This is a genomic window from Desulfuromusa ferrireducens (genome assembly GCF_055389805.1).
The window spans coordinates 2,355,879-2,374,417 of record NZ_AP042415.1; the positions used below are offsets into that span (position 1 = coordinate 2,355,879).

Annotated in this window: 20 protein-coding genes and 1 pseudogene; 11 read left to right on the forward strand and 10 right to left on the reverse strand. The window is 52.5% G+C overall.

Features of this window, described 5'->3' with window-relative positions; all coding sequences use genetic code 11:
- Positions 1-8: 8 nt before the first annotated feature.
- From ACZ5PT_RS10555 to ACZ5PT_RS10580, 6 genes and pseudogenes are all read left to right on the forward strand, one after another.
- Entirely contained in the window at positions 9-1,259 is a 1,251-nt protein-coding gene (locus ACZ5PT_RS10555; RefSeq protein WP_464262997.1) for a tRNA(Met) cytidine acetate ligase, read from the forward strand.
- 30 nt (positions 1,260-1,289) lie between these two features.
- A pseudogene (locus ACZ5PT_RS10560) lies at positions 1,290-1,394 on the forward strand (DNA-3-methyladenine glycosylase I); the annotation flags it as partial.
- Between the two features lie 26 nt (positions 1,395-1,420).
- Positions 1,421-2,311 carry a DMT family transporter gene (locus ACZ5PT_RS10565; protein ID WP_464262998.1) on the forward strand — a complete coding sequence of 297 codons (891 nt, stop codon included), beginning with the start codon at positions 1,421-1,423 and terminating at the stop codon, positions 2,309-2,311.
- A gap of 203 nt (positions 2,312-2,514) precedes the next feature.
- Complete coding sequence (locus ACZ5PT_RS10570; RefSeq protein ID WP_464262999.1) at positions 2,515-2,787, forward strand: rhodanese-like domain-containing protein; 273 nt, start codon at positions 2,515-2,517, stop codon at positions 2,785-2,787.
- 24 nt (positions 2,788-2,811) lie between these two features.
- Positions 2,812-3,246: a rhodanese-like domain-containing protein gene (locus ACZ5PT_RS10575; protein ID WP_464263000.1), complete on the forward strand. Its 435-nt coding sequence runs from the start codon at positions 2,812-2,814 to the stop codon at positions 3,244-3,246.
- 153 nt (positions 3,247-3,399) lie between these two features.
- Entirely contained in the window at positions 3,400-5,148 is a 1,749-nt protein-coding gene (locus tag ACZ5PT_RS10580) for a methyl-accepting chemotaxis protein (protein ID WP_464263001.1), read from the forward strand.
- 162 nt (positions 5,149-5,310) lie between these two features.
- Here ACZ5PT_RS10580 and ACZ5PT_RS10585 read toward each other — a convergent pair whose 3' ends face one another.
- From ACZ5PT_RS10585 to ACZ5PT_RS10600, 4 genes are all read right to left on the reverse strand, one after another.
- On the reverse strand, positions 5,311-5,949 hold the full coding sequence (locus ACZ5PT_RS10585; RefSeq protein WP_464263002.1) for a TPM domain-containing protein: 639 nt from the start codon (positions 5,947-5,949) through the stop codon (positions 5,311-5,313).
- Between the two features lies 1 nt (position 5,950).
- On the reverse strand, positions 5,951-6,676 hold the full coding sequence (locus ACZ5PT_RS10590) for a TPM domain-containing protein (protein WP_464263003.1): 726 nt from the start codon (positions 6,674-6,676) through the stop codon (positions 5,951-5,953).
- On the reverse strand, positions 6,676-7,257 hold the full coding sequence (locus tag ACZ5PT_RS10595; protein WP_464263004.1) for a LemA family protein: 582 nt from the start codon (positions 7,255-7,257) through the stop codon (positions 6,676-6,678). Before ACZ5PT_RS10595 ends, ACZ5PT_RS10590 begins: the two co-directional genes overlap by 1 nt.
- A gap of 66 nt (positions 7,258-7,323) precedes the next feature.
- Entirely contained in the window at positions 7,324-8,610 is a 1,287-nt protein-coding gene (locus ACZ5PT_RS10600; RefSeq protein ID WP_464263005.1) for a DNA recombination protein RmuC, read from the reverse strand.
- A gap of 140 nt (positions 8,611-8,750) precedes the next feature.
- On the opposite strand from ACZ5PT_RS10600, the gene ACZ5PT_RS10605 reads away from it, so the two are divergent.
- Positions 8,751-9,437, forward strand: coding sequence for a YkgJ family cysteine cluster protein (locus ACZ5PT_RS10605; RefSeq protein ID WP_464263006.1), 687 nt, complete (start codon positions 8,751-8,753; stop codon positions 9,435-9,437).
- An 18-nt stretch (positions 9,438-9,455) separates the two neighbouring features.
- Here the strand turns inward: ACZ5PT_RS10605 and ACZ5PT_RS10610 are convergent, their stop codons facing one another.
- On the reverse strand, positions 9,456-9,818 hold the full coding sequence (locus ACZ5PT_RS10610; protein ID WP_464263007.1) for a hypothetical protein: 363 nt from the start codon (positions 9,816-9,818) through the stop codon (positions 9,456-9,458).
- Between the two features lie 90 nt (positions 9,819-9,908).
- Here ACZ5PT_RS10610 and ACZ5PT_RS10615 point away from each other — a divergent pair, with 90 nt between their 5' ends.
- From ACZ5PT_RS10615 to aat, 3 genes are read left to right on the forward strand one after another with little or no spacing between them, the layout of a single operon-like run.
- A complete protein-coding gene (locus ACZ5PT_RS10615) occupies positions 9,909-10,220 on the forward strand; it encodes an ATP-dependent Clp protease adaptor ClpS (protein WP_464263008.1) in 312 nt (103 codons plus the stop codon).
- Between the two features lie 15 nt (positions 10,221-10,235).
- A complete protein-coding gene (gene clpA, locus ACZ5PT_RS10620; RefSeq protein ID WP_464266728.1) occupies positions 10,236-12,488 on the forward strand; it encodes an ATP-dependent Clp protease ATP-binding subunit ClpA in 2,253 nt (750 codons plus the stop codon).
- Positions 12,488-13,201 carry a leucyl/phenylalanyl-tRNA--protein transferase gene (gene aat, locus ACZ5PT_RS10625; RefSeq protein ID WP_464263009.1) on the forward strand — a complete coding sequence of 238 codons (714 nt, stop codon included), beginning with the start codon at positions 12,488-12,490 and terminating at the stop codon, positions 13,199-13,201. Before clpA ends, aat begins: the two co-directional genes overlap by 1 nt.
- Before the next feature lie 54 nt (positions 13,202-13,255).
- Here the strand turns inward: aat and ACZ5PT_RS10630 are convergent, their stop codons facing one another.
- The 5 genes from ACZ5PT_RS10630 to ACZ5PT_RS10650 all read right to left on the reverse strand — a co-directional run bounded on the left by ACZ5PT_RS10630 (position 13,256) and on the right by ACZ5PT_RS10650 (position 17,274).
- Positions 13,256-13,732, reverse strand: coding sequence for a cache domain-containing protein (locus tag ACZ5PT_RS10630; RefSeq protein ID WP_464263010.1), 477 nt, complete (start codon positions 13,730-13,732; stop codon positions 13,256-13,258).
- A 349-nt stretch (positions 13,733-14,081) separates the two neighbouring features.
- Positions 14,082-15,248 (reverse strand): recombination-associated protein RdgC, encoded by a 1,167-nt coding sequence (gene rdgC, locus ACZ5PT_RS10635; protein WP_464263011.1) that lies wholly within the window; start codon positions 15,246-15,248, stop codon positions 14,082-14,084.
- A 76-nt stretch (positions 15,249-15,324) separates the two neighbouring features.
- The gene (locus tag ACZ5PT_RS10640; RefSeq protein ID WP_464263012.1) at positions 15,325-16,092 is read right to left on the reverse strand and encodes a J domain-containing protein; all 768 of its coding nucleotides are present in this window, start codon (positions 16,090-16,092) and stop codon (positions 15,325-15,327) included.
- 110 nt (positions 16,093-16,202) lie between these two features.
- Positions 16,203-16,910 carry a PilZ domain-containing protein gene (locus tag ACZ5PT_RS10645; RefSeq protein ID WP_464263013.1) on the reverse strand — a complete coding sequence of 236 codons (708 nt, stop codon included), beginning with the start codon at positions 16,908-16,910 and terminating at the stop codon, positions 16,203-16,205.
- The gene (locus tag ACZ5PT_RS10650; protein ID WP_464263014.1) at positions 16,888-17,274 is read right to left on the reverse strand and encodes a cytochrome c3 family protein; all 387 of its coding nucleotides are present in this window, start codon (positions 17,272-17,274) and stop codon (positions 16,888-16,890) included. The genes ACZ5PT_RS10645 and ACZ5PT_RS10650 overlap by 23 nt, the downstream gene beginning before the upstream one ends.
- Positions 17,275-17,406: 132 nt before the next feature.
- On the opposite strand from ACZ5PT_RS10650, the gene ACZ5PT_RS10655 reads away from it, so the two are divergent.
- Complete coding sequence (locus ACZ5PT_RS10655; RefSeq protein WP_464263015.1) at positions 17,407-18,516, forward strand: THUMP domain-containing class I SAM-dependent RNA methyltransferase; 1,110 nt, start codon at positions 17,407-17,409, stop codon at positions 18,514-18,516.
- The last annotated feature ends 23 nt before the right edge of the window (positions 18,517-18,539 follow it).

The window sequence follows — 18,539 nt, forward strand, 5'->3', positions numbered from 1 at the left end:
GAAAGTTTATGCGAACCGTCGGACTGATTACCGAATACAATCCATTCCATAATGGCCACCTGCACCATCTGCGCGAAAGCCTGCAGGTCGCTGCCGCCGAAGTTTCGGTGGCGGTGATGAGTGGACATTTTCTGCAGCGCGGCGAACCGGCGCTGGTTGATAAATGGCAGCGCACCGAAATGGCACTGGCGGCCGGGGTTGATGTCGTTGTCGAGCTGCCGCTACCGTGGGCCTGCAGCAGCGCGCCCGATTTTGCCCGTGGTGGAGTGCAAGCATTGACGGCCCTGGGTGGGGTCGATGCCCTCTGTTTCGGTAGTGAAGTCGGAGCCTTGCCGTCGTTACAAAGCTGTGCCGAACTGCTGGCGCTGCGGGCCGCTGACGTTGATCAACGGACAGCAGCATTGCTGCGCGACGGCCTCAACTATCCGCAAGCACGGGCGAAGGTGCTGGCTGAATTGCTCCCTGAGGGTTTGGACCCGGCAGCTCTGGCGGCGCCGAACAACATTCTCGGCATTGAGTATCTAAAAGCCCTGCGGCAGACCGGCAGTCCGATTGTTCCTTTTACCATTGAGCGGATCGGCGCCGGCTTTCATGATACCGCGATCGGGGCGCAGAATATTGCCAGTGCCACCGGCATCCGACAACGTCTGAACTGCGCTGAGTCGGTCGCTGGACTGCTCCCTGAGAGCGCACTGGCGTTATTGCAGCACTCGCTCGAAAGGGGTGAGCGCTATGTGGATGAGCGCTATTTTCCGCTCTTGCTGGCGCAGATTCTACGCGACCCGGGGGGGCTGACAGACTTTTGGCTGGTGGAAAACGGCATCGAAAACCGCTTGTTGGCGGTGGCAGAACAGGCCGTTGACCTGGAGGGGCTGATCTCGGGAATAAAATCACGCCAGTTAACCCGCACCCGGATTCAGCGTCTGTTGGTGGCGATTCTGCTCGCAATCGGTAAAACCGAGGCCGATGCTCTGTTGCTCGCCGGTCCGCAATACCTGCATCTGCTTGGGGTGAGTGAACAGGGTCAGCGATTTCTGGCTGCGACGCGCAAACAGCGGCTGTTGCCACTGGTGCAGAACTTTTCTCGCATCCATTCGGTTCTCAAGCGTTTTTACCGGGCCGGTTCCGTGGCGCATGATCTGGCCATTTGTCAGTTGAGCCTCGAACTACGTGCCACGCAGCTTTACACACTGTTGTGCAAAAACTGGCAACGGGGGGGACGTAACCGGGATTTTTATCAGTCGCTGCGCCGGGTGTAGCGCACATCGTTCTTTTGCCTTGAGGATATTATGAATAGTCCCTGCCGCTGTCCCTGGGTCGACCTGACTAAGCCGGATTACGTTCGTTACCACGACCTGGAGTGGGGCGTGCCGGTACGTGATGATCGCACCCTGGACTGTTTCCGGCGGGCTGAACTGTTGTGACGTCCACCTACCTCAAGCTATTTCTGGTCGCTTTTTTCTGGGGCGGGACCTTTGTCGCCGGGCGCAGTCTGGCTGGCACCGTCCATCCGGTCTCGGCGGCTTTTTTCCGCTTTGCCATCGCTTCAGTGTTGCTGTTGGCCATCACCTGGCAGTGCGAGAGATTGCCCCGCTTGACGGTTCGGCAATTGTTGGTGGTTACTGCCCTTGGGGCCACTGGTATTCTCGCCTACAATCTCTTTTTTTTTAACGGCCTGACCCTGATCGGTGCCGGACGTGCCTCGCTGATCATCGCCCTCAATCCGGTCTTCATCACTCTCGCATCGGCGCTGATTCACCGGGAGCCTTTACCCCTGCGCCGGACCCTAGGTATTCTGCTGTCGGTTTTCGGTGCCATCATCGTCATCACCAACGGGCACCCGCTGTCGGTTTTAGATGCCGGGATTGGTCGCGGTGAACTGTTGATTTTCGGCTGCGTTCTTTCCTGGACCCTTTATTCGGTGATCGGTAAAACCGCCATGCGTGGACTGACACCGCTGGTGGCGGTCTGTTATTCCTCGGTTGCTGGAACACTGATGCTTCTCGTCATCGCAATCGAGCACGGCAGCTTTGCCGAAGCTCTCCACTATACTCCGTCCGCTTGGTTGTCGCTCGGCTACCTCGGTATGTTCGGTACGGTGGTCGGCTTTCTCTGGTATTTCCGCGGGATTCAAGCGATCGGTCCGTCGCGCGCGGCTGTCTTTATCAGTTTTGTCCCGGTAAACGGCGTCCTTCTGGCGACGCTGATCCTCGGCGAACCATTGACCTTGTCCCTCCTGACGGGGGGAGTTCTGGTTGTCTCGGGATCTTATCTGGCCAACGCCGCTCCTGGACAGCCTACCGGCAGGTAGTGTCATGAATGCCCAGGTTAATCCCCTCTCCTTTTAAATTTCAGAGCAGAGTTGTTTCTCTTTCCTGATTAGGTTCCGATGGAAACCCTCGGCAACATTGTTCCTTAAGCAACATCTAATTCTCATCCTATATTGCATAAAATACCTTTCATGTTATTGTGTTAATGGCTAAAATCCAATCAACCACAACAACGGAGGAGTAGATGAGGAAAGTTGCAACCCTATTTACCGCGCTATGCCTGGCTTTCGGCTTGGTTTCCGGCGCTGCTGCCACGAGCTGGCAGGAAATTTCTGCGCCGGAACTCAAGGCGAAAATGGACGCCAAGGAGGTTTTGGTCATTTATCCCTTGAGCCGCATTGAGTATCGCAATCTGCATATCGTCGGCGATGTCAATATCCCCATGTCCGAACTGAAAGAAAAGCTCCCTGCCGACAAAAATCAAACCATTGCCTTTTATTGTCTCGGTCGAAAATGAACGGCTACCGCAAATTCCGCCAGTTTGGCGGAAAAACTTGGCTATAAAAATATCTACGCTTTCCGTGATGGCCTTCCGGGTTGGATTGCAGCAGATTATCCCGTTGAAACGATTGAAAAACTGAAGAAAATTAAAGTCCCAATAATTGCTCCTGCTGAGCTGAAAGCGATGCTCGATGGTGGCGAGGATATTGTGCTGTTGGATGCTCGCAACCCGCTTGACGCCGTCAAACTTTGGATCGATAGTCCCAAGCGCCAATCGATTGCTCTTGATGAACTGCCAGAGCGCTATGGGGAACTGGCGAGCGGCAAGAAGGTGGTTGTTATTGATGTCAACGGGAAGCGTTCTGCGATTACCTCCTCTTATCTCGGTGGTAAGGGCTTTCAGGACATTGTCAGAGTTCAGGGTGGCATGCAGCAGTGGGCGCTAGATGGCTTGCCCATGGTTTTTGCTCAGTAGTCTGGATTTGCTTAGTGGGTGGCACGCTTGAGGGGACGTGTCACCTGTTTTAAAAAGCATGGCAGCAAGATTACTTAATTGAATTAATCCTCGATTGTCCTGAGCTCCCTGTAATGCAGAGTCATCGAGCACCTAGCTACGGAGAAAAAATAAATGGAATTGAGTGCCTTGAGCCGGATGACGATTGCCAAAAAGCTCTATTTGGCGTTCGGATTTATCTTGTTGATGCTCTGTTTTGTCAGCCTCGGCGGTTTCCTTTCGGCACGCCACATAGGCAAGCAGGTTAGTTTTGTCAAGGAGACACGTTACCAGGAGGCTCTTGATATTATCGAGCTGGTAAATCTGACCTCAACGGTTCAGATGAATATTGTCGCGGCCACCAATTCGTCATCCGTCGCTCCGTTTAATCGGGCCAAAGAAGATAAAAATAAGTTCGAGGAACGGCTCGGTGTGCGTCAACAGGATGCACATCTGGGCGACGATATGAAGGTGCGGCTGGAGGATTTTAAGCAGAGTTTTGAACAGGCGTTTCTGTTCGGTGAGCAGATGGTTGACGCTTCGATCGATCAGGAACTGATGGAGATGGTTGCCGCACGTAAGTTGTATAATGAGCAAGCGAAGCGTCTCGATGAACAGTCGCTTGAGTTAAAAAATGCAGTGACCGCAAGCTTTAACCTTTCGTTGGAAGAGATCAGTGCGCTGGCTGCTTCGCGAAGCAATCTCGGTTTGGTGGGCGCTCTTTTTACTTTGGCTGTTGGTCTGCTGATTGCCGTGGCTATGTCTCGACATATATCTATCCCTCTGGTCAAGGCGGCTCATTTGATCGATGAAATCGAAAAAGGGCACTACGAAAAACGTCTCGATTTGGGCGACCGTCAGGATGAAATTGGTGCGATGGCCAAGAGTATGGATAGTCTTGCCGACAACTTTCAATTCGTGCTGTTGAAAGTACTCAATCGATTAGCCGATGGAGATATTGATTTCAATCCGGTTCCCCGCGATGATCGTGATGGTACCCGTATCGCGTTAAAAGGGGTCAGTGACAACCTCAACAGGACCATGGCGCAGATCCTTACGGTCTCCGAGTCGATCGCTGATGGCAGCGGGCAGGTGGCCTCTTCAAGTCAGACTCTTTCTCAGGGAGCGACCGAACAGGCCAGCAGTCTTGAAGAAATTTCCGCCTCCCTTCACCAGCTCTCTTCGCAGACGACAACCAACGCTGACAACGCCAACCAGGCCAACCGCTTGGCGGCAGAAGCGCAATCCGCCGCGCAAAAGGGCAGTCGTCAGATGGAGGATATGGTGACCGCCATGGGCGAGATCAACGCAGCGGGGCAGAGCATTTCCAAGATCATCAAGGTCATCGACGAGATCGCCTTTCAGACCAATCTATTGGCGCTTAATGCCGCAGTAGAAGCCGCACGGGCTGGTCAGCATGGCAAAGGCTTTGCCGTGGTTGCGGAAGAGGTTCGTAATCTTGCTGCGCGCAGTGCCAAGGCGGCTGCCGAGACAGCTGAATTGATCGAAGGCTCGGTGGATAAAACCAAAAATGGTAGTGCAATCGCCAATCAAACAGCTGCCGCATTGCAGGAGATTGTCAGTGGCATCGGCAGTGTCACCGATCTGGTGGCAGAAATTGCCGCGGCGAGTAGTGAGCAGGCCCAAGGCGTGACGCAGATCAATCAAGGTGTCGGCCAGATCGATCAGGTCACTCAGCAAAATACCGCCAAAGCTGAAGAGAGCGCCGCCGCTGCGGAGGAATTATCCGGACAGGCCGAACAGTTGCGCCAGGTCTTGCAGCACTTTAAATTGCGGGATGATATGCACTTCCAGCGTCCAACCAGTCCTGCTCCTGCCAGCACGTTAGCAAATGTCAGCTGGGCGCAGGTGAGTCAAAAGTAGCCAAAAGTGTCTATCGAAAAACCGCAGATTGCATTGGACGATCGGGATTTTGGCAATATTGAGTGCAGGGTCTGGATTTTAGCGGTTCAGGCTCAATTTAGGGGGGCTCAGCGTGGACGTAAAGAGGCGCAACTAGCTAACTGGTTGCGCCTCTTTGTTGATTTAGCTTTTCTCTTCAATAATCAAATTCGGTAGCTCATTCGTATCATCGTCTTTAATCGGAAAATTCTCCTGCAGCAGTTCACCGCAGCGTTCAACCGCTTTACAGACCGCACTACAAGCATCATCCGATTTCAGTCCGGCGATGATCATCACAACCAGCTCTTCCCAGGTGTGTTCGGGGACTTTGGCGTTGATACCACTGTCAGCCAGTACCTGCACTCGGTGCTCGAAGAGCGAGATTAAAATCAGGATGCCGGTTTTATCGCGGGTTTCGTGTAACCCCTGTTCAACAAAACTGACCATGGCTTTTTCTTTGACTTCTTCGGTCAACTCGTCCGGGCTGATTAGTTTGCGTTTCAGATCGGGCTGTTTGCGGATCAGTTGCTGAAAGCCAAAAAAGCCAATAATAAAGACTGGCAGAAACCACCAGATTGATTCGCCGCCGACAGCCCAACTCACTAATAGGCCGGTCGCCAGTGCCAGGGTTCCGGCGCCGATCAGTTCTGCGCGTGGGTATTCGTAGGAGTCATCAACCACCATCGGCACGATTTCACCGCTGGTTTTGCTTTCGGCTGTTTTGACCGCATCTTCAATTCTTTGTTTTTCTTCCGTTGAGAAGAAATCTGTAGCTGATTTCATATTACCAACCTCCTGAGGCGCCGCCGCCACCACCAAAACCACCGCCGCCAGAGAAGCCTCCTCCTCCGCCACTGCCACCGCCGAAACCTCCGCCGCCCATGAAGGGGCCACCGAAAAACATTCCGCTGCGGCGATAACCGGAACGACGTCCGCCAAACCGGCCAAATAAAGGACCGAGGAAAAACAGTAAAAACAGGAAGCCGAAGGGACTGCTCTTTTTCTTTTTCCCGGCGGTTTTGCCGGTTCCGGTGTATTCACCGCGAACCGCTTCAGCAATGGCTACGACACCACCGACAACACCGGCATCGACATCACCCTGTTTGAAGTTGGGAGACATTTCGTTGTCAATAATGCGTCCGGCAAGTAGGTCGGTCAGGCGACCTTCGAGACCATAACCGACTTCGATGCGGATTTTCCGCTCTGCCTTGGCGATCAGTAGCAGGGCACCATTGTCCAACCCCTTTTGCCCGACTTTCCAGCTATCGAGGACGCGTAAAGAGTAGTCCTCCAGGGCCTCGCCATCGAGAGTCGGAATCGTCAACACGGTTATCTGAGTTGAGTCACTCTTTTCAAAGTCGCGCAGAAACTGTTCAAGTTTAAGCTTGACGGTCTGCGAAATCATCCCGGCATGATCATTAACGTAACCGGCTGGTTTCGGGATTTCGAGTGCTGTGGCTGGTAGCGCCAACAGCAGCAGGATAGAAATGCCTAACAGTAGCCTGCGCATTAGAAGGTCACTTTCGGTGCTTGTGCGGCTCCGGCATCCGCCTTAAATGCTTCTTTACGCTCAAGATTGAGCAGGAAGTTATTGGTCAGGTTGTTCGGGAAGCTTCGGATCGAACTGTTGAAGGTCTGTACCGACTTATTGTAGCGCTGGCGGGCTACGTTGATCCGGTTTTCTGTTCCTTCCAGCTGATGTTGCAGATCACGGAAGTTGGTGCTTGCTTTCAGATCCGGGTAGCGTTCAGCGACCACGAGCAAGCGGGAGAGGGCACCGGAAAGTTGACCTTGGGCTTTTTGAAAGTTCTGCATTGCTGCGGCGTTCCCCAGATTTTCGGCAGAAATGTTGGTCTGGCCAACTTTAGCCCGTGCGTTGGTCACTTCAGTCAATGTGTCTTTTTCGTGAGCGGCGTAGGCTTTGACCGTTTCCACCAGATTGGGGATCAGATCAGCGCGGCGTTGATAGGTTGCTTCAACGTCACCCCAGGCAGCGAAGACTGCTTCTTCATTTTTCTGGATACTGTTGTAGCCGCAGCCGTTAAGGACGAGCAGGCAGCTGAGTAGAATAAAAATAAGACGGATATGCATTTTTTTCCTCCAGGATTAATTGTAGATTTCTTAGATCGGACAGAAGTGTACCATAAAGTTGAAATGTTAATGAGGGTCTTTCTCTGGTAATTGTGGTGGTCGCGGAGCCTTGTCAATCTGCTCTAGGGTTTCGACACCCTTACTGCTGCCAGCGCCCAGTTCTTTAAATTTTCGCGCCGAAACCATGACCCGGCTATCCAGAGATGCCATCCCCTTATTATAACTGTCAACGGCACGTTCCAGCCCTTTACCCATCTGACTGAAATGCCCGGTGAGGGTGGCGAGCCGATCGTAAAGTTCGCGGCCAATTTTGCTGATCTCCTCGGCATTTTCTGTCAGTTGCTCCTGCCGCCAGCCGTAGGCTACCGAGCGGAGCAGGGCGATCAGGGTGGTCGGCGTGGCCAGCAGCACCTTTTGGTCGACTCCCGCTTCAATTAAGCTCGGATCCTGATTTAGCGCGGCAGAGAAAAAGGTTTCCCCGGGCAGAAACAGAACGACAAATTCGGGGGTTGGTTGAAACTGTTCCCAGTAGTTTTTTGCCGAAAGGTTCTGCAGGTGATCGCGGACTTGACGTGCGTGATGGACCAGATGTGCTTTTTGTTCAGCTTCATCATTGGTTTCAAGTGATTCCAGATAGGCCTGCAGCGGTGCTTTTGAGTCGACGACGATGTTGCGGCCGTTCGGTAGTTTGATGATCATGTCGGGGCGCAGGCGTCCGCCATCGGCCGTTTCCTGCTCGACAAAATCGCAGTAGTTGAGCATCCCGGCCATTTCAACCACTTTGCGCAGTTGGATTTCCCCCCAGCGACCACGCACCGCCGGTGCTCTGAGCGCGCGGACCAGATTGCCGGTTTCCGATTCCAGTTTACTCTGACTCGTGAGCAGCGACTTTAACTGTTCGTCCAGCCGGGCGTAAGCGCCGCTTCTGGCTTGCTCGAGTTGTTCGATTTTGCCATCAACCTTTTGCAGTGAAGCCTCCAGGGGCTTTACCAGTTGATCGATCGCTAGCTGACGATTCTGCAAATCGTTTTTCGCCAGTTGCTGATGGCTGTCGAGGGTAGTTTTGGCCAGATCGAGAAAGGACTGGTTGTTGGCCGCCAGGGCTTCGGCCGAAAGCGCCCGAAAGGCTGTTTCCGTCTGCTGACGGTTTGCTTCCAACAGCATCAGTTTTTCTCCGCTGGACTTGCGTTCTGCGATCAATTGGGCTTCAATGCCAGCAATCTTTTGCAGCAGGGTCTCGCGTTCGCCCTGCCGTTTGCGTCCAGTTTGCAGGCGACCGACCAGCCAGCCGCAGAGGATGCCGATAATGAGACTGACTGGGAGCAGAATCCAGGGTTCGACAGGCAGGTTCACAGCGCTATCCTTTAGTAAATACATGCAAATGACAGCGGTCACGATAACAGACCGTTGTCGCCTCGACAAGCGCTGGTTTGCCAGTTGCTGCCAATCAGTTAGAATAGTAATAATCGTTTATTTGCCGAAGGGAAAGTTTGATGACAGGGTTTGATTTTGCTCAATATCAACAACGTAGCCGCGACAGTGTTGCCCGGTTTTGCCAAGGCAAAATATCACTTGAGCCGTTATTGATTGAACTGCAGCGGCTTGGTGATGAAGCGGAAGAGTTGCTGGAGCAGGACCACGCTGGAGACCGGTCTTTGATCGCTTGCGGTCCCGGCTGCAGCAGTTGTTGTGTGGTGAACGTATCGACCCTTCTTCCTGAAGGGATTGCCATTGCTCGCTATGTCAGACAGCAGGGCCCGGAGCAAACAGAACTCGTGGCTTCTCGATTGGAGACGCTCTGGCGGGAAGTGCGGGGGCTTGAAGATGAAGATCGTCTGATTGTGCGCCGCAACTGTGCCTTTCTCGATGAACAGGGCCGCTGCAGTATTTACCCGGTCCGCCCGCTGCTCTGTCGCAGTATTACTTCGACCAAAGTTGAAAGTTGTCGCGAGGCTTTGGATAGCATCGTTTTCGGCGAGGAAAAAGAGGTGCTGATGCACCAGTTTCAGCAGCAACTATACGAAATCCTGTTTGCTGCTTTTGCGCAGGCGGTGGAAGATGGTGGTGGCGATGGTCGCAGCTTCGAGTTGTCTGGGCTGGTTCGTTATCTGCTGCGTCACCCGGATGCCGAGAATGAATTTCTCGCCGGTCGGCGTTTGACTTGGCAAGATATTTATTAGCTGACAGAGAATAAGTCGTCAGCTATAGCCGAAATAGAGCCCTAGTCCGGTAAGGGAAAGCAGCAAGCAGACAACCAGAGTGCTGTGAATATAGTCGCCTTTACGTTTTAGGCGGCGGCTGTTGGCAACCAACCCGACAACACTGGTCAGGCTGCTGAGCAACAACAGCATGGCAATATAGTCGACCAGAACCATATCCCAATGGGGTCGACGGTAAACATTAACTTGGTAGAAACGGTCGAAAAAGGTCACGGCTTCAGGTTTGGCGATGGCAGCGATACAAATCGCAATAAATAGACCGATGGCGGCAATAGCGTTCGACCAGGTCAGGATTTGTAGTAATGGGTCCTTGCTTTTTCGTCGTTCAGAATAATTTCTCATGCAGATATCTTTCGGACAGACTACCGATTCAATAAAATTATATGTTAGGATAGCTGTAAAAATCTTCAGCATTTAAGGTAAAATTAACACATGGCAGGCAACACAGGAAATAAAACAAAAACCGACGACAAAACCGAGGAGCAGGTCTTAACGCCTTCGCTGTTCAAGGTCTTGATGCACAATGACGATTATACCACGATGGAATTCGTCATCGAAGTCTTAAGGGATGTTTTTCATAAACCTGCCCCTGAGGCGGAAAAGATTATGTTGACCATTCATTTTCAGGGGTTTGGCCATTGCGGGACTTTTCCCTATGCAATAGCCGAGACCAAGGCTGATCAGGTTCGCTTGCGAGCCCGGAAAGCCGGGTTTCCACTTCGTTGTTCTCTTGAAGAGGCGTAAGGAACGGTGGCTGATATGTTTAATCAGGATGTCCAAATTGCTTTTACCCTGGCGGTTCGTGAAGCACAGCGCCGCCGGCACGAATACCTGACCACCGAGCACATACTCTACGCGCTTCTGTTCGAGGGGGTTGGGCAGCAGATTTTGTCTGCCTGTGGTGGCGATGTCGAAGGACTCAAGGAACTGCTGGAAAACTTTTTCGATTTGCATCTGGAGCATCTCCCCGAGGGGGTTGAAGATGACGAGGTGCCAAGACAAACCCTCGCCCTGCAACGGATGTTGCAGCGGACCGTATTGCATATGCAGGCATCCAACCAAAGAGAGGTTGGGATTGGTGATCTGCTGGCAGCCATCCTTGGTGAGGAAAATTCCCACGCCTGTTTTTTTCTACAGAGTCAGGGGATCGAGCGGGTTGATCTGCTCGACTACATTTCTCATGGCTCGGCGACCGGTGGTTCGGCCGAAGAACCGGAAGAACGGCCGGTTGATCCTGCTCCGGGGGAACGGTCTAAGCCGAAGCAAAAGCCTGCTGATCCGCTTGAATCGTACACTATCGATCTGATTGCCCGAGCCAAAGAGGGCAAGATTGACCCATTGATCGGTCGCGAGCAGGAACTGGAACGAGCTGTTCTGGTGCTGTGTCGGCGGCGGAAGAATAATCCGATCTTTGTCGGCGAACCGGGGGTTGGCAAGACCGCCATGGCGGAAGGCCTGGCACTGCGAGTCTCTGAAGGGAATGTCCCGGAGCTGCTCAAAGACAGTGAACTCTTCACGCTTGATATGGGGGCGTTGCTGGCTGGAACCAAGTTTCGCGGTGATTTCGAAGAGCGGCTCAAGGCCGTTATCTCTGCGTTGCAAAAACGTGATCAAGCGATTCTTTTTATCGACGAAATTCACACCATCGTTGGTGCCGGGGCGACCAGCGGCGGCTCCCTCGACGCATCGAACATCCTAAAGCCGGCCCTCGGGTCTGGTGAGCTGCGTTGTATCGGCTCCACCACTTACGAAGAATACCGCAATCTATTCGACAAGGACCGTGCCCTTTCACGCCGCTTTCAGAAGATTGACCTGCCCGAACCGAGTGCCGAAGAGGCATTGGATATTCTCAAGGGGCTCAGTTCCCGCTACGAAGAACATCATAAGGTGAAATACCTGCCGGAGGCCCTTGAGTCGGCGGTGCAACTGTCGGTCAAGCACCTTTCACAACGACACCTGCCGGATAAGGCGATTGATGTCATCGATGAGGCCGGAGCACAGCAGCGGCTTGACGAAAAACTGAATAAATCGATCGGTCTTGATGAAATTGAACGCGTGGTGGCACGGATGGCGCGAGTCCCGATCCGCACTGTATCTGGCAGTGACCGGCAGCGGTTGCGCTATCTTGAGCGTGATCTCAAGCGGGTGGTGTTTGGTCAGAATCTGGCTATCGAAAGTCTGGTCAAGTCGATCCATCGTTCGCGTGCTGGCTTGGGGCACCCGGATAAACCGGTCGGTTCGATGTTGTTTACCGGACCTACCGGGGTCGGTAAAACTGAAGCGGCTCGGCAATTGGCTCTGCAGCTCGGGGTTAAGTTCCAACGCTTTGATATGAGCGAGTACATGGAGAAGCACTCGGTGGCACGTTTGATCGGCGCGCCGCCGGGCTATGTTGGGTTTGATCAGGGCGGCCTGTTGACCGAGGAGGTGAGTAAAAATCCCTGGTCGGTGCTGCTGCTTGATGAAATCGAAAAAGCCCACCCGGACCTGTTTAATATTTTGTTGCAGGTTATGGATCATGGCACCTTAACTGACAACAACGGCAAGGAGATAGATTTCCGCAATGTCATCCTGATTATGACCAGCAATATTGGTGGTCGAGAAATGAATGTCGTGCCGATCGGGTTTGGTGCACAGACCATCTCTGTGCCAAAGAATGCCGTTGAAAAAGCCTTTTCCCCGGAATTCCGCAATCGTCTCGATGCGACAATCCATTTTTCGCCATTGGATGAAAAGGTCATGATACAGGTGGTCGATAAGTTTCTCGGCGAGTTGGCAGTGCTGTTGGCTGACCGGAATGTCCGTATCAAGGTCACTCCGGCAGCGCGTCGGGATTTGGCTAAACGCGGCTATGATCCCTTGTTCGGAGCGCGGCCGCTGGGCCGTTTGATCCAGAGCGAGATCAATGATCCTTTGGCAGAGAAAATTCTTTTTGCTGAATTGCGCGATGGCGGCGAAGTCCGGATTGGTTGCAAGGCCGGTAAAATGACTTTCAAATTTATTCAGGACTGATGCCCTGTTATCAACTCGATGAGGAACTCTGGTTTCCGCCGATCGAAGCAGCCGAGGATTATGGGCTGTTGGCGGTCGGCGGCGATCTTTCGCCGGAACGGTTGCTTTTAGCTTACAGTCTGGGGATTTTTCCTTGGTATAATCCTGGTGAACCGACTCTTTGGTGGTCTCCTGATCCGCGCTGTGTTTTATTTCCCGCTGAGCTGCATATTTCTCATTCAATGCACCGTTTCTTGCGCAAGCAGACCTTTCGCGTCAGTATCGATGAAAATTTCCCCGGGGTTATCTATTGGTGTCGTCGCTTGCGAAAAAATCTGGATGGCAGCGGAACCTGGATTACGCCGGAGATGAAAGAGGCCTTTATCCGTCTGCATCAGCTCGGCTTTGCTCACTCTGTGGAATGTTGGGACGGGGATGAGTTGGTCGGAGGTATCTACGGGGTCTGTCTGGGGCGTTGCTTTTTTGGCGAGTCGATGTTCAGTCGTCGCGACAATGCATCGAAGCTGGTATTGATACATCTGGTGCGGAGGTTGGAACAGTTGGGCTTTACTTTGCTTGATTGCCAGCAGACGACCGATCATTTGCTCAGTCTGGGCGCAAGGGAGATCTCACGGGCTGAGTTTCAAAAGTATTTGCGAAAGGCTGAAGTGCCACCCCATGGGCCGTTGGTCAGTCGCTTTACGGCGGATAGTTTTGTTGAGTCAATGGTGTGACGCCATCCAAAGGAGATGTCTCCCGCTTTGGATGGCGTATCGATCGTTTTTCCGTTAGCGATAGATTCCTGCACCGGCAAACATTGAGGTGCCGGGAATCCGATAGATATAGGTTTCTTTGATCGATGGTTCGGTGCTGCCCGGCTTAGGCCACATATACTCGACCCAGCCTTCGCCCTGGGTGCCGGCCATGACGACGAAATCGACGAATAACATTTTCGGCTCTTTCGGGTTTTTATCCGGGGTGCTCAGCAAACTCTTCATTTTCATCAGGCCGGGCATCATTGGATGAGCGAGCATTTTGCCTTTTAAATCCATGATAAAAACATAGGAATCCTTCCAAACGAATTTTCCATTCTTTTTTGAGATTTCAGCCAGTGCTGCATCTTTATCCTGCAGAATCATTTCGGCCGCCTTTTTACTCATTTCTATACATTCGGCAACGGTTGCGCTGCCTTCGGAGGCAAAGAGGGTCCCGTTGAAAGTCATCAGGATGAAAGCTGCCAGAATTAATGTCAGTAGTCTTTTCATAAAATCTCCTTTAGTGTGCCTCATTTAGGCAATGCAGTCTTTGGTTTGAGGATTGCCCTGGTTGCTGCTGTCAAGCATCGTAAAAAAGTTCAATCCATACTCAATGACCTGATTATAACATCGTTTTATGGCAGGCAAAACAGATTTTTACTTTTGCTGGCTTTGTTTGCGGTGAGAGGTTATTGACTGTTTGGCTGGAGAAACGATATTGGCTTTAAAATACAGGGTGGTTGGGCAGAATGAGCCGGATGAATAAGGCAGGTGGAAATAGCTAGATTCCTTTCTGGAGCCTTTAGCAGGCTCCAGAAAGGATGAGACGGTCCTTGGGGGGGGTAACGGAACAGTCGTGCTACTCTTTTAGCCAGTTATTTATGGCAATGCATTCCTGCTGCCATCCGTTACCGAGTCGCAGCTCCAGAAAATAGCGCAACAGGCTGTCGAACATCTGCTCGCCTTCTTCGGTCGCCCCTAGCTTGGTGAGGAAGGCTGCTTCGGCCTCGGCGTTTGGATCATCGTTGGGGTCGGCTTCGGGGCGGACCATTGGCGTACGGAAACCGCCGAATTGAAAGCGTTCCCCTTTTAACGTCAACTTCCAGCCGTCATCCTCATCCTGCCGCAAGTGCAGGGTTGCTTCCTCAATCAGTTTTCCCTGCGCCAGCGCAGCGCGAACTTCTGAGTAGTGGTCCTGCGGTCCGGCAACGACCACTTTTTGAACTCCCTCCTGTCCGCCGCCGACCATAACCAGCCGATTATCGAGGTAGGCGCGGAAGGGTTGGTTCTCGAGGAGGGGACCAGAGCAGCTCACCTTGTAGCCGGAGTCGGAATTGAGGGTGCGATAGAGCAGCCATTGCAAGAAATCCGTTCCCAGCCAGCGATTCGCTTCAATCTGTTCCAAAGCACTGTCAGTTTGAGCCTGGTTGGCTTTTTGTAATTCCTCAGCCAGCGCGGCTGGAACAAGTTTCTCGGCCCGTGCCATAGGGTGGAGAAACGTCAGGCGCAGATCGGGAAAGGTTTGATGAAATAGCCCTTGAAAGCTGTCGATTACTTTCTGACTGAGGGAGCAAAGGCGAAGCAGCTGTCGATCGGTATCCCAAATGACGTCGTAACTGGATGGGGTCGGCAGGGTGCGGGCCATCAGCAGGCTGCGGGCGGTATCGCGGATTTCTTCCAGAGCGCCTTTTGGCACCCGGTTAAGGGTCGGATTTTCAGCCAGAAACTTGTCGCTCAGTTGTGCGACCTGTCGTTTTAGTAACGCGGCGGGCACGCGCCGGCGATCTTCGCGCAGGGTGAAACAAAGGTGCTGATCACGGCGGAACAGGTGAGGGCTTTCGAAGCCGCTGTTCTCGAAGTCATCAAGTTGAACCCAGCCGGTGGAAAGTTCTTCAGTTGATTGCTCAATAGAGCGAAACCCTTCGTCGGCTAATTGTTGTTGGATCTCAGCCAGTTTTTCCTGCAGGTTAAAGGGTCCAACAACTTGAAAATAGCAAACACTGGCAGATGCGGCCAGAAAACCCATATGAGTACTCCTGAATTGGTCGTGTGGGGAAAAGTCGATTATTCAACATTTCGGCTGATGGCCGATGTTGGATAGCTTATTGGCGATGATAAAAATAATAATATCCGCCGTAGCCCTGACGGAAAGTTCGGTTGTGTTCAGCCAGCTGAATGAGAAGCTGATTGAGGTTTTCTTCGTCGAAAAAACCCTGCTCGATAAAATAGAGTCCCATCTGCTTTTGTTTGCTGCGCTGATGGAACAGGATGGCGCGAACCTGTAGGGAGGTGAGCAGTCCCAACTGCTCAGCGCGTTCACCGAATTTATGTACGTTGCTGCGATGGTTGAGGATTGTTTTGACCTGCTCATCATTCAACCAGCCCCAGCGTTTAGCGATTTCTCCAAGGATCGGGCGTTGCTGTCGTTGCCAGGTAATGGCTGAGATGACGGCGCTAAAGGGGATCATTCCCAAGTAGTAGAGAAACAGCCCGAACTGGAGTGGCCGGGGTGGGAGTGGGCCGCGATAGAACTTGCTGTAAGGACGATCCTGCCGTTTAGGGCGCGAGTAGCTGGAACTGCTGCGACTGCGGTAATAGCTGGTTGCCGGAGTCCGCTCACGTTGTTTAAGGAACTTCTGGACGGTCTCGTGGGCATGATTCAGGTCCTGGAACAGGCGTTGTTGCTTTTCACGGGTGCTTGTTGCCGCGATGGCAAAGCGGTCCGGATGGGTTGTCTTGGCCTTTTTGCGATAGGCGGAACGTACTCCGGATGCTTGCAAATAATGCAGGAAGTCTCGGCTTAGGGGAAGCTCCGGGCCGAACAGCGTTCGACAGGCACGAAAGACTTCAGATTCGGTGATCTGCGGCATAAAAGGAAAAATCCTGATCCCTAAAAACGGTCGGAAGACCGGTCTGGTTTAGCTTGTGTTTTTATAACGCAGAACGGTTGATGAAACAAGAGATAACCGCGGTTGAAAGGCTACTTTACCCCATCTCCAACTTTGCGGATAAAGTTAGTGATCCGTTTTTGATCTTCTTCCAAAATGTTAATAAAGCGCATGCCGGAAACCATGATGGTCTCATTGTTTTCCGGGCGAACCCAGGCGACTTCGGCCAAGGTGCAAATCGGGACCTTGCCGTCCTCCAGGTTGATCAGAATAAGGCAGAGTTCCGCTGGATTAACTGGTGGGCGCAGGTTAAAGCGGATGCCGCCCGAACTGAGGTTGACTTGACAGGGGTTGAAACCTTCGAAGATAAGCGGCGCGTCCGGGCTGTGCAGGACATGGATGTTTTTTTCCCAAGTGTTGCGCAGAGCCTTCAATGCCCCCTGGCCGCGGGTAAAGCGGATGCCGACTTTGCAGTCGAGGCGTGGGGTGTTGCGGCGTTGAAACATCTGCAGGTCGTTGTTGATCTTTAGGGTGATTATTTTGCCATCAATCTTTTTCTCGAACTGTCCGGTGACCCTAATCCCCAGGCCCAACGCCTCGGAACTGATTTCAAACGGCATGCCGGCAGTAAAGGGATATTGATCGGCTGCGTCATCGCTGTAGGGGAGGGAAATATTGAACGTATCATCGTCGCCACTGTCGATTGTGGCGGACAATAAATCTGTGCGGCCATCATTATTATGCTCAAGTGCGGTCAACAAAATTGTTTGACCCGTTTTAAAATAACGTTGATAAATCATTCTCGGTCTTTCCATTTCCCCAAATTATAAATTGCTGTGTTTGCTTGGGGGGGGGGTACTCGTCATGGCAGCTTTCGCAGTTCTCCTTGACCGAAAATGCCATGTCACCATTGTGGCAAGCACCGCAGGACTTGCCTTTTGCCATCTCTTCCATACTGACTGGCTGGTTTTTTTTCGGATCAATATGGAACAACCGGTTATGGCAGAGGACGCAATCTCTACCTACGGCGTCAAGATGCTGGTAGTGGCTAAACTCAATGCTGCCGATATCGTCATTTTCGATTATAGCAATATCTGCAATCCAGCGCGCTGAAACCAGGGTCGGTAGCAGTAGCAAACAGGTAATAACCAAGTATTTTGACATTTTATGCTTCTCCTGAGAAATGCTTAACTTTCATTATCGCAGAAAAACAGTCGAGAACCAAATGTAAAATAATGAAAATTAATAACACCGGAGATTTTTCTCTGTTATGTTGCCTCTTTTCGGAGGTTATTAATGTCCCAACAACAAAATCGTTATTTTGCCGTCACGCCGCCCGGCTTTGAAGAAGTTTGCGCCGCTGAGCTGCTTGCCCTTGGCATAGAGGCTCCAGAAATCTTAACCGGAGGTGTCGAGTTTAGCGGGGGCTTGCATGAGCTTTACCTTGCCAATCTCTGGTTGCGATCGGCGTCGCGTATTCTAGTGCGCGTAGGTGAGGTCACAGCACGTGATTTTCCGACCCTGTTCAAAAAACTGGTGCGTTTGCCGTGGGGGCGATTTATTAAGCCCGGTACCGATTGCAACCTGCGTGCAACCTGCCATCGATCACGGTTGTCCCATTCCGGGCGGGTGTCTGAGACCTGCCAATCGGCTTTGAGCAAGGTCTTGGGGGCTGTTGATGTGATGATCCCCACGAAGACAAGCATCTTTCTGCGCCTGGAGGATGATCGCTGTCAGGTTTCCATTGATAGCTCTGGTGAATTGTTGCACCGGCGCGGTTACCGTATCGCCAACGTTGCAGCGCCGCTGCGGGAAAATCTTGCCGCCGGCTGCTTGTTGGCGATTGGCTACGATGGGTCAAAACCGTTGGTTGATGCCATGACCGGCTCTGGAACCTTTGCCATTGAAGCCGCGCTGATTGCATTGCAACGTCCACCGGGAGCAGACCGCCGGTTTGCCTTTATGGATTGGCCGAAGTATCGCCCCGGCCTTTGGAAGCAGTTGTTGCAGCTCGCCCAGCGGGCACAGAAAGCGGAGCTGGCGGCACCAATTATCGCCATTGATAATAATCCAAAAGCGATTGATGCCGCGCGGCAGAATCTGGCGGCGGCCGGTTTGACAGGGCTGGTGCAAATTGATTGCCAGGCGATGCAGGATTTGTCAGCGGTTCAGAAGTCAGGTGTGTTTATCTGTAATCCCCCCTACGGCGAGCGGATTGGTCGTACGGCGGCACTGATGGCTCTTTATCGCGATCTGGGCCGGGTTTCTCGCGCTGAATTTTCTGCATGGGACCTTGCCGTCATTTGTCCCGATTCTGAGCTGGTCCGTGCAACGGGAATTCCCTTTGAGTCCCGATTGCGTTTTTCCAACGGTGGGATTCGTGTTTCATTGCTGAAAAAGCCCTGAATATCGGCATCAGCGGTGGAAAC

Coding starts and splice junctions, on each gene's coding strand:
- ACZ5PT_RS10555 (WP_464262997.1), top strand. CDS start 9: ATGCGAACCGTCGGACTGATTACCGAATACAATCCATTCCATAATGGC.
- ACZ5PT_RS10570 (WP_464262999.1), top strand. CDS start 2,515: ATGAGGAAAGTTGCAACCCTATTTACCGCGCTATGCCTGGCTTTCGGC.
- ACZ5PT_RS10580 (WP_464263001.1), top strand. CDS start 3,400: ATGGAATTGAGTGCCTTGAGCCGGATGACGATTGCCAAAAAGCTCTAT.
- ACZ5PT_RS10585 (WP_464263002.1), bottom strand. CDS start 5,949: ATGAAATCAGCTACAGATTTCTTCTCAACGGAAGAAAAACAAAGAATT.
- ACZ5PT_RS10590 (WP_464263003.1), bottom strand. CDS start 6,676: ATGCGCAGGCTACTGTTAGGCATTTCTATCCTGCTGCTGTTGGCGCTA.
- ACZ5PT_RS10595 (WP_464263004.1), bottom strand. CDS start 7,257: ATGCATATCCGTCTTATTTTTATTCTACTCAGCTGCCTGCTCGTCCTT.
- ACZ5PT_RS10605 (WP_464263006.1), top strand. CDS start 8,751: ATGACAGGGTTTGATTTTGCTCAATATCAACAACGTAGCCGCGACAGT.
- ACZ5PT_RS10610 (WP_464263007.1), bottom strand. CDS start 9,818: ATGAGAAATTATTCTGAACGACGAAAAAGCAAGGACCCATTACTACAA.
- ACZ5PT_RS10615 (WP_464263008.1), top strand. CDS start 9,909: ATGGCAGGCAACACAGGAAATAAAACAAAAACCGACGACAAAACCGAG.
- clpA (WP_464266728.1), top strand. CDS start 10,236: ATGTTTAATCAGGATGTCCAAATTGCTTTTACCCTGGCGGTTCGTGAA.
- aat (WP_464263009.1), top strand. CDS start 12,488: ATGCCCTGTTATCAACTCGATGAGGAACTCTGGTTTCCGCCGATCGAA.
- ACZ5PT_RS10630 (WP_464263010.1), bottom strand. CDS start 13,732: ATGAAAAGACTACTGACATTAATTCTGGCAGCTTTCATCCTGATGACT.
- rdgC (WP_464263011.1), bottom strand. CDS start 15,248: ATGGGTTTTCTGGCCGCATCTGCCAGTGTTTGCTATTTTCAAGTTGTT.
- ACZ5PT_RS10640 (WP_464263012.1), bottom strand. CDS start 16,092: ATGCCGCAGATCACCGAATCTGAAGTCTTTCGTGCCTGTCGAACGCTG.
- ACZ5PT_RS10645 (WP_464263013.1), bottom strand. CDS start 16,910: ATGATTTATCAACGTTATTTTAAAACGGGTCAAACAATTTTGTTGACC.
- ACZ5PT_RS10650 (WP_464263014.1), bottom strand. CDS start 17,274: ATGTCAAAATACTTGGTTATTACCTGTTTGCTACTGCTACCGACCCTG.
- ACZ5PT_RS10655 (WP_464263015.1), top strand. CDS start 17,407: ATGTCCCAACAACAAAATCGTTATTTTGCCGTCACGCCGCCCGGCTTT.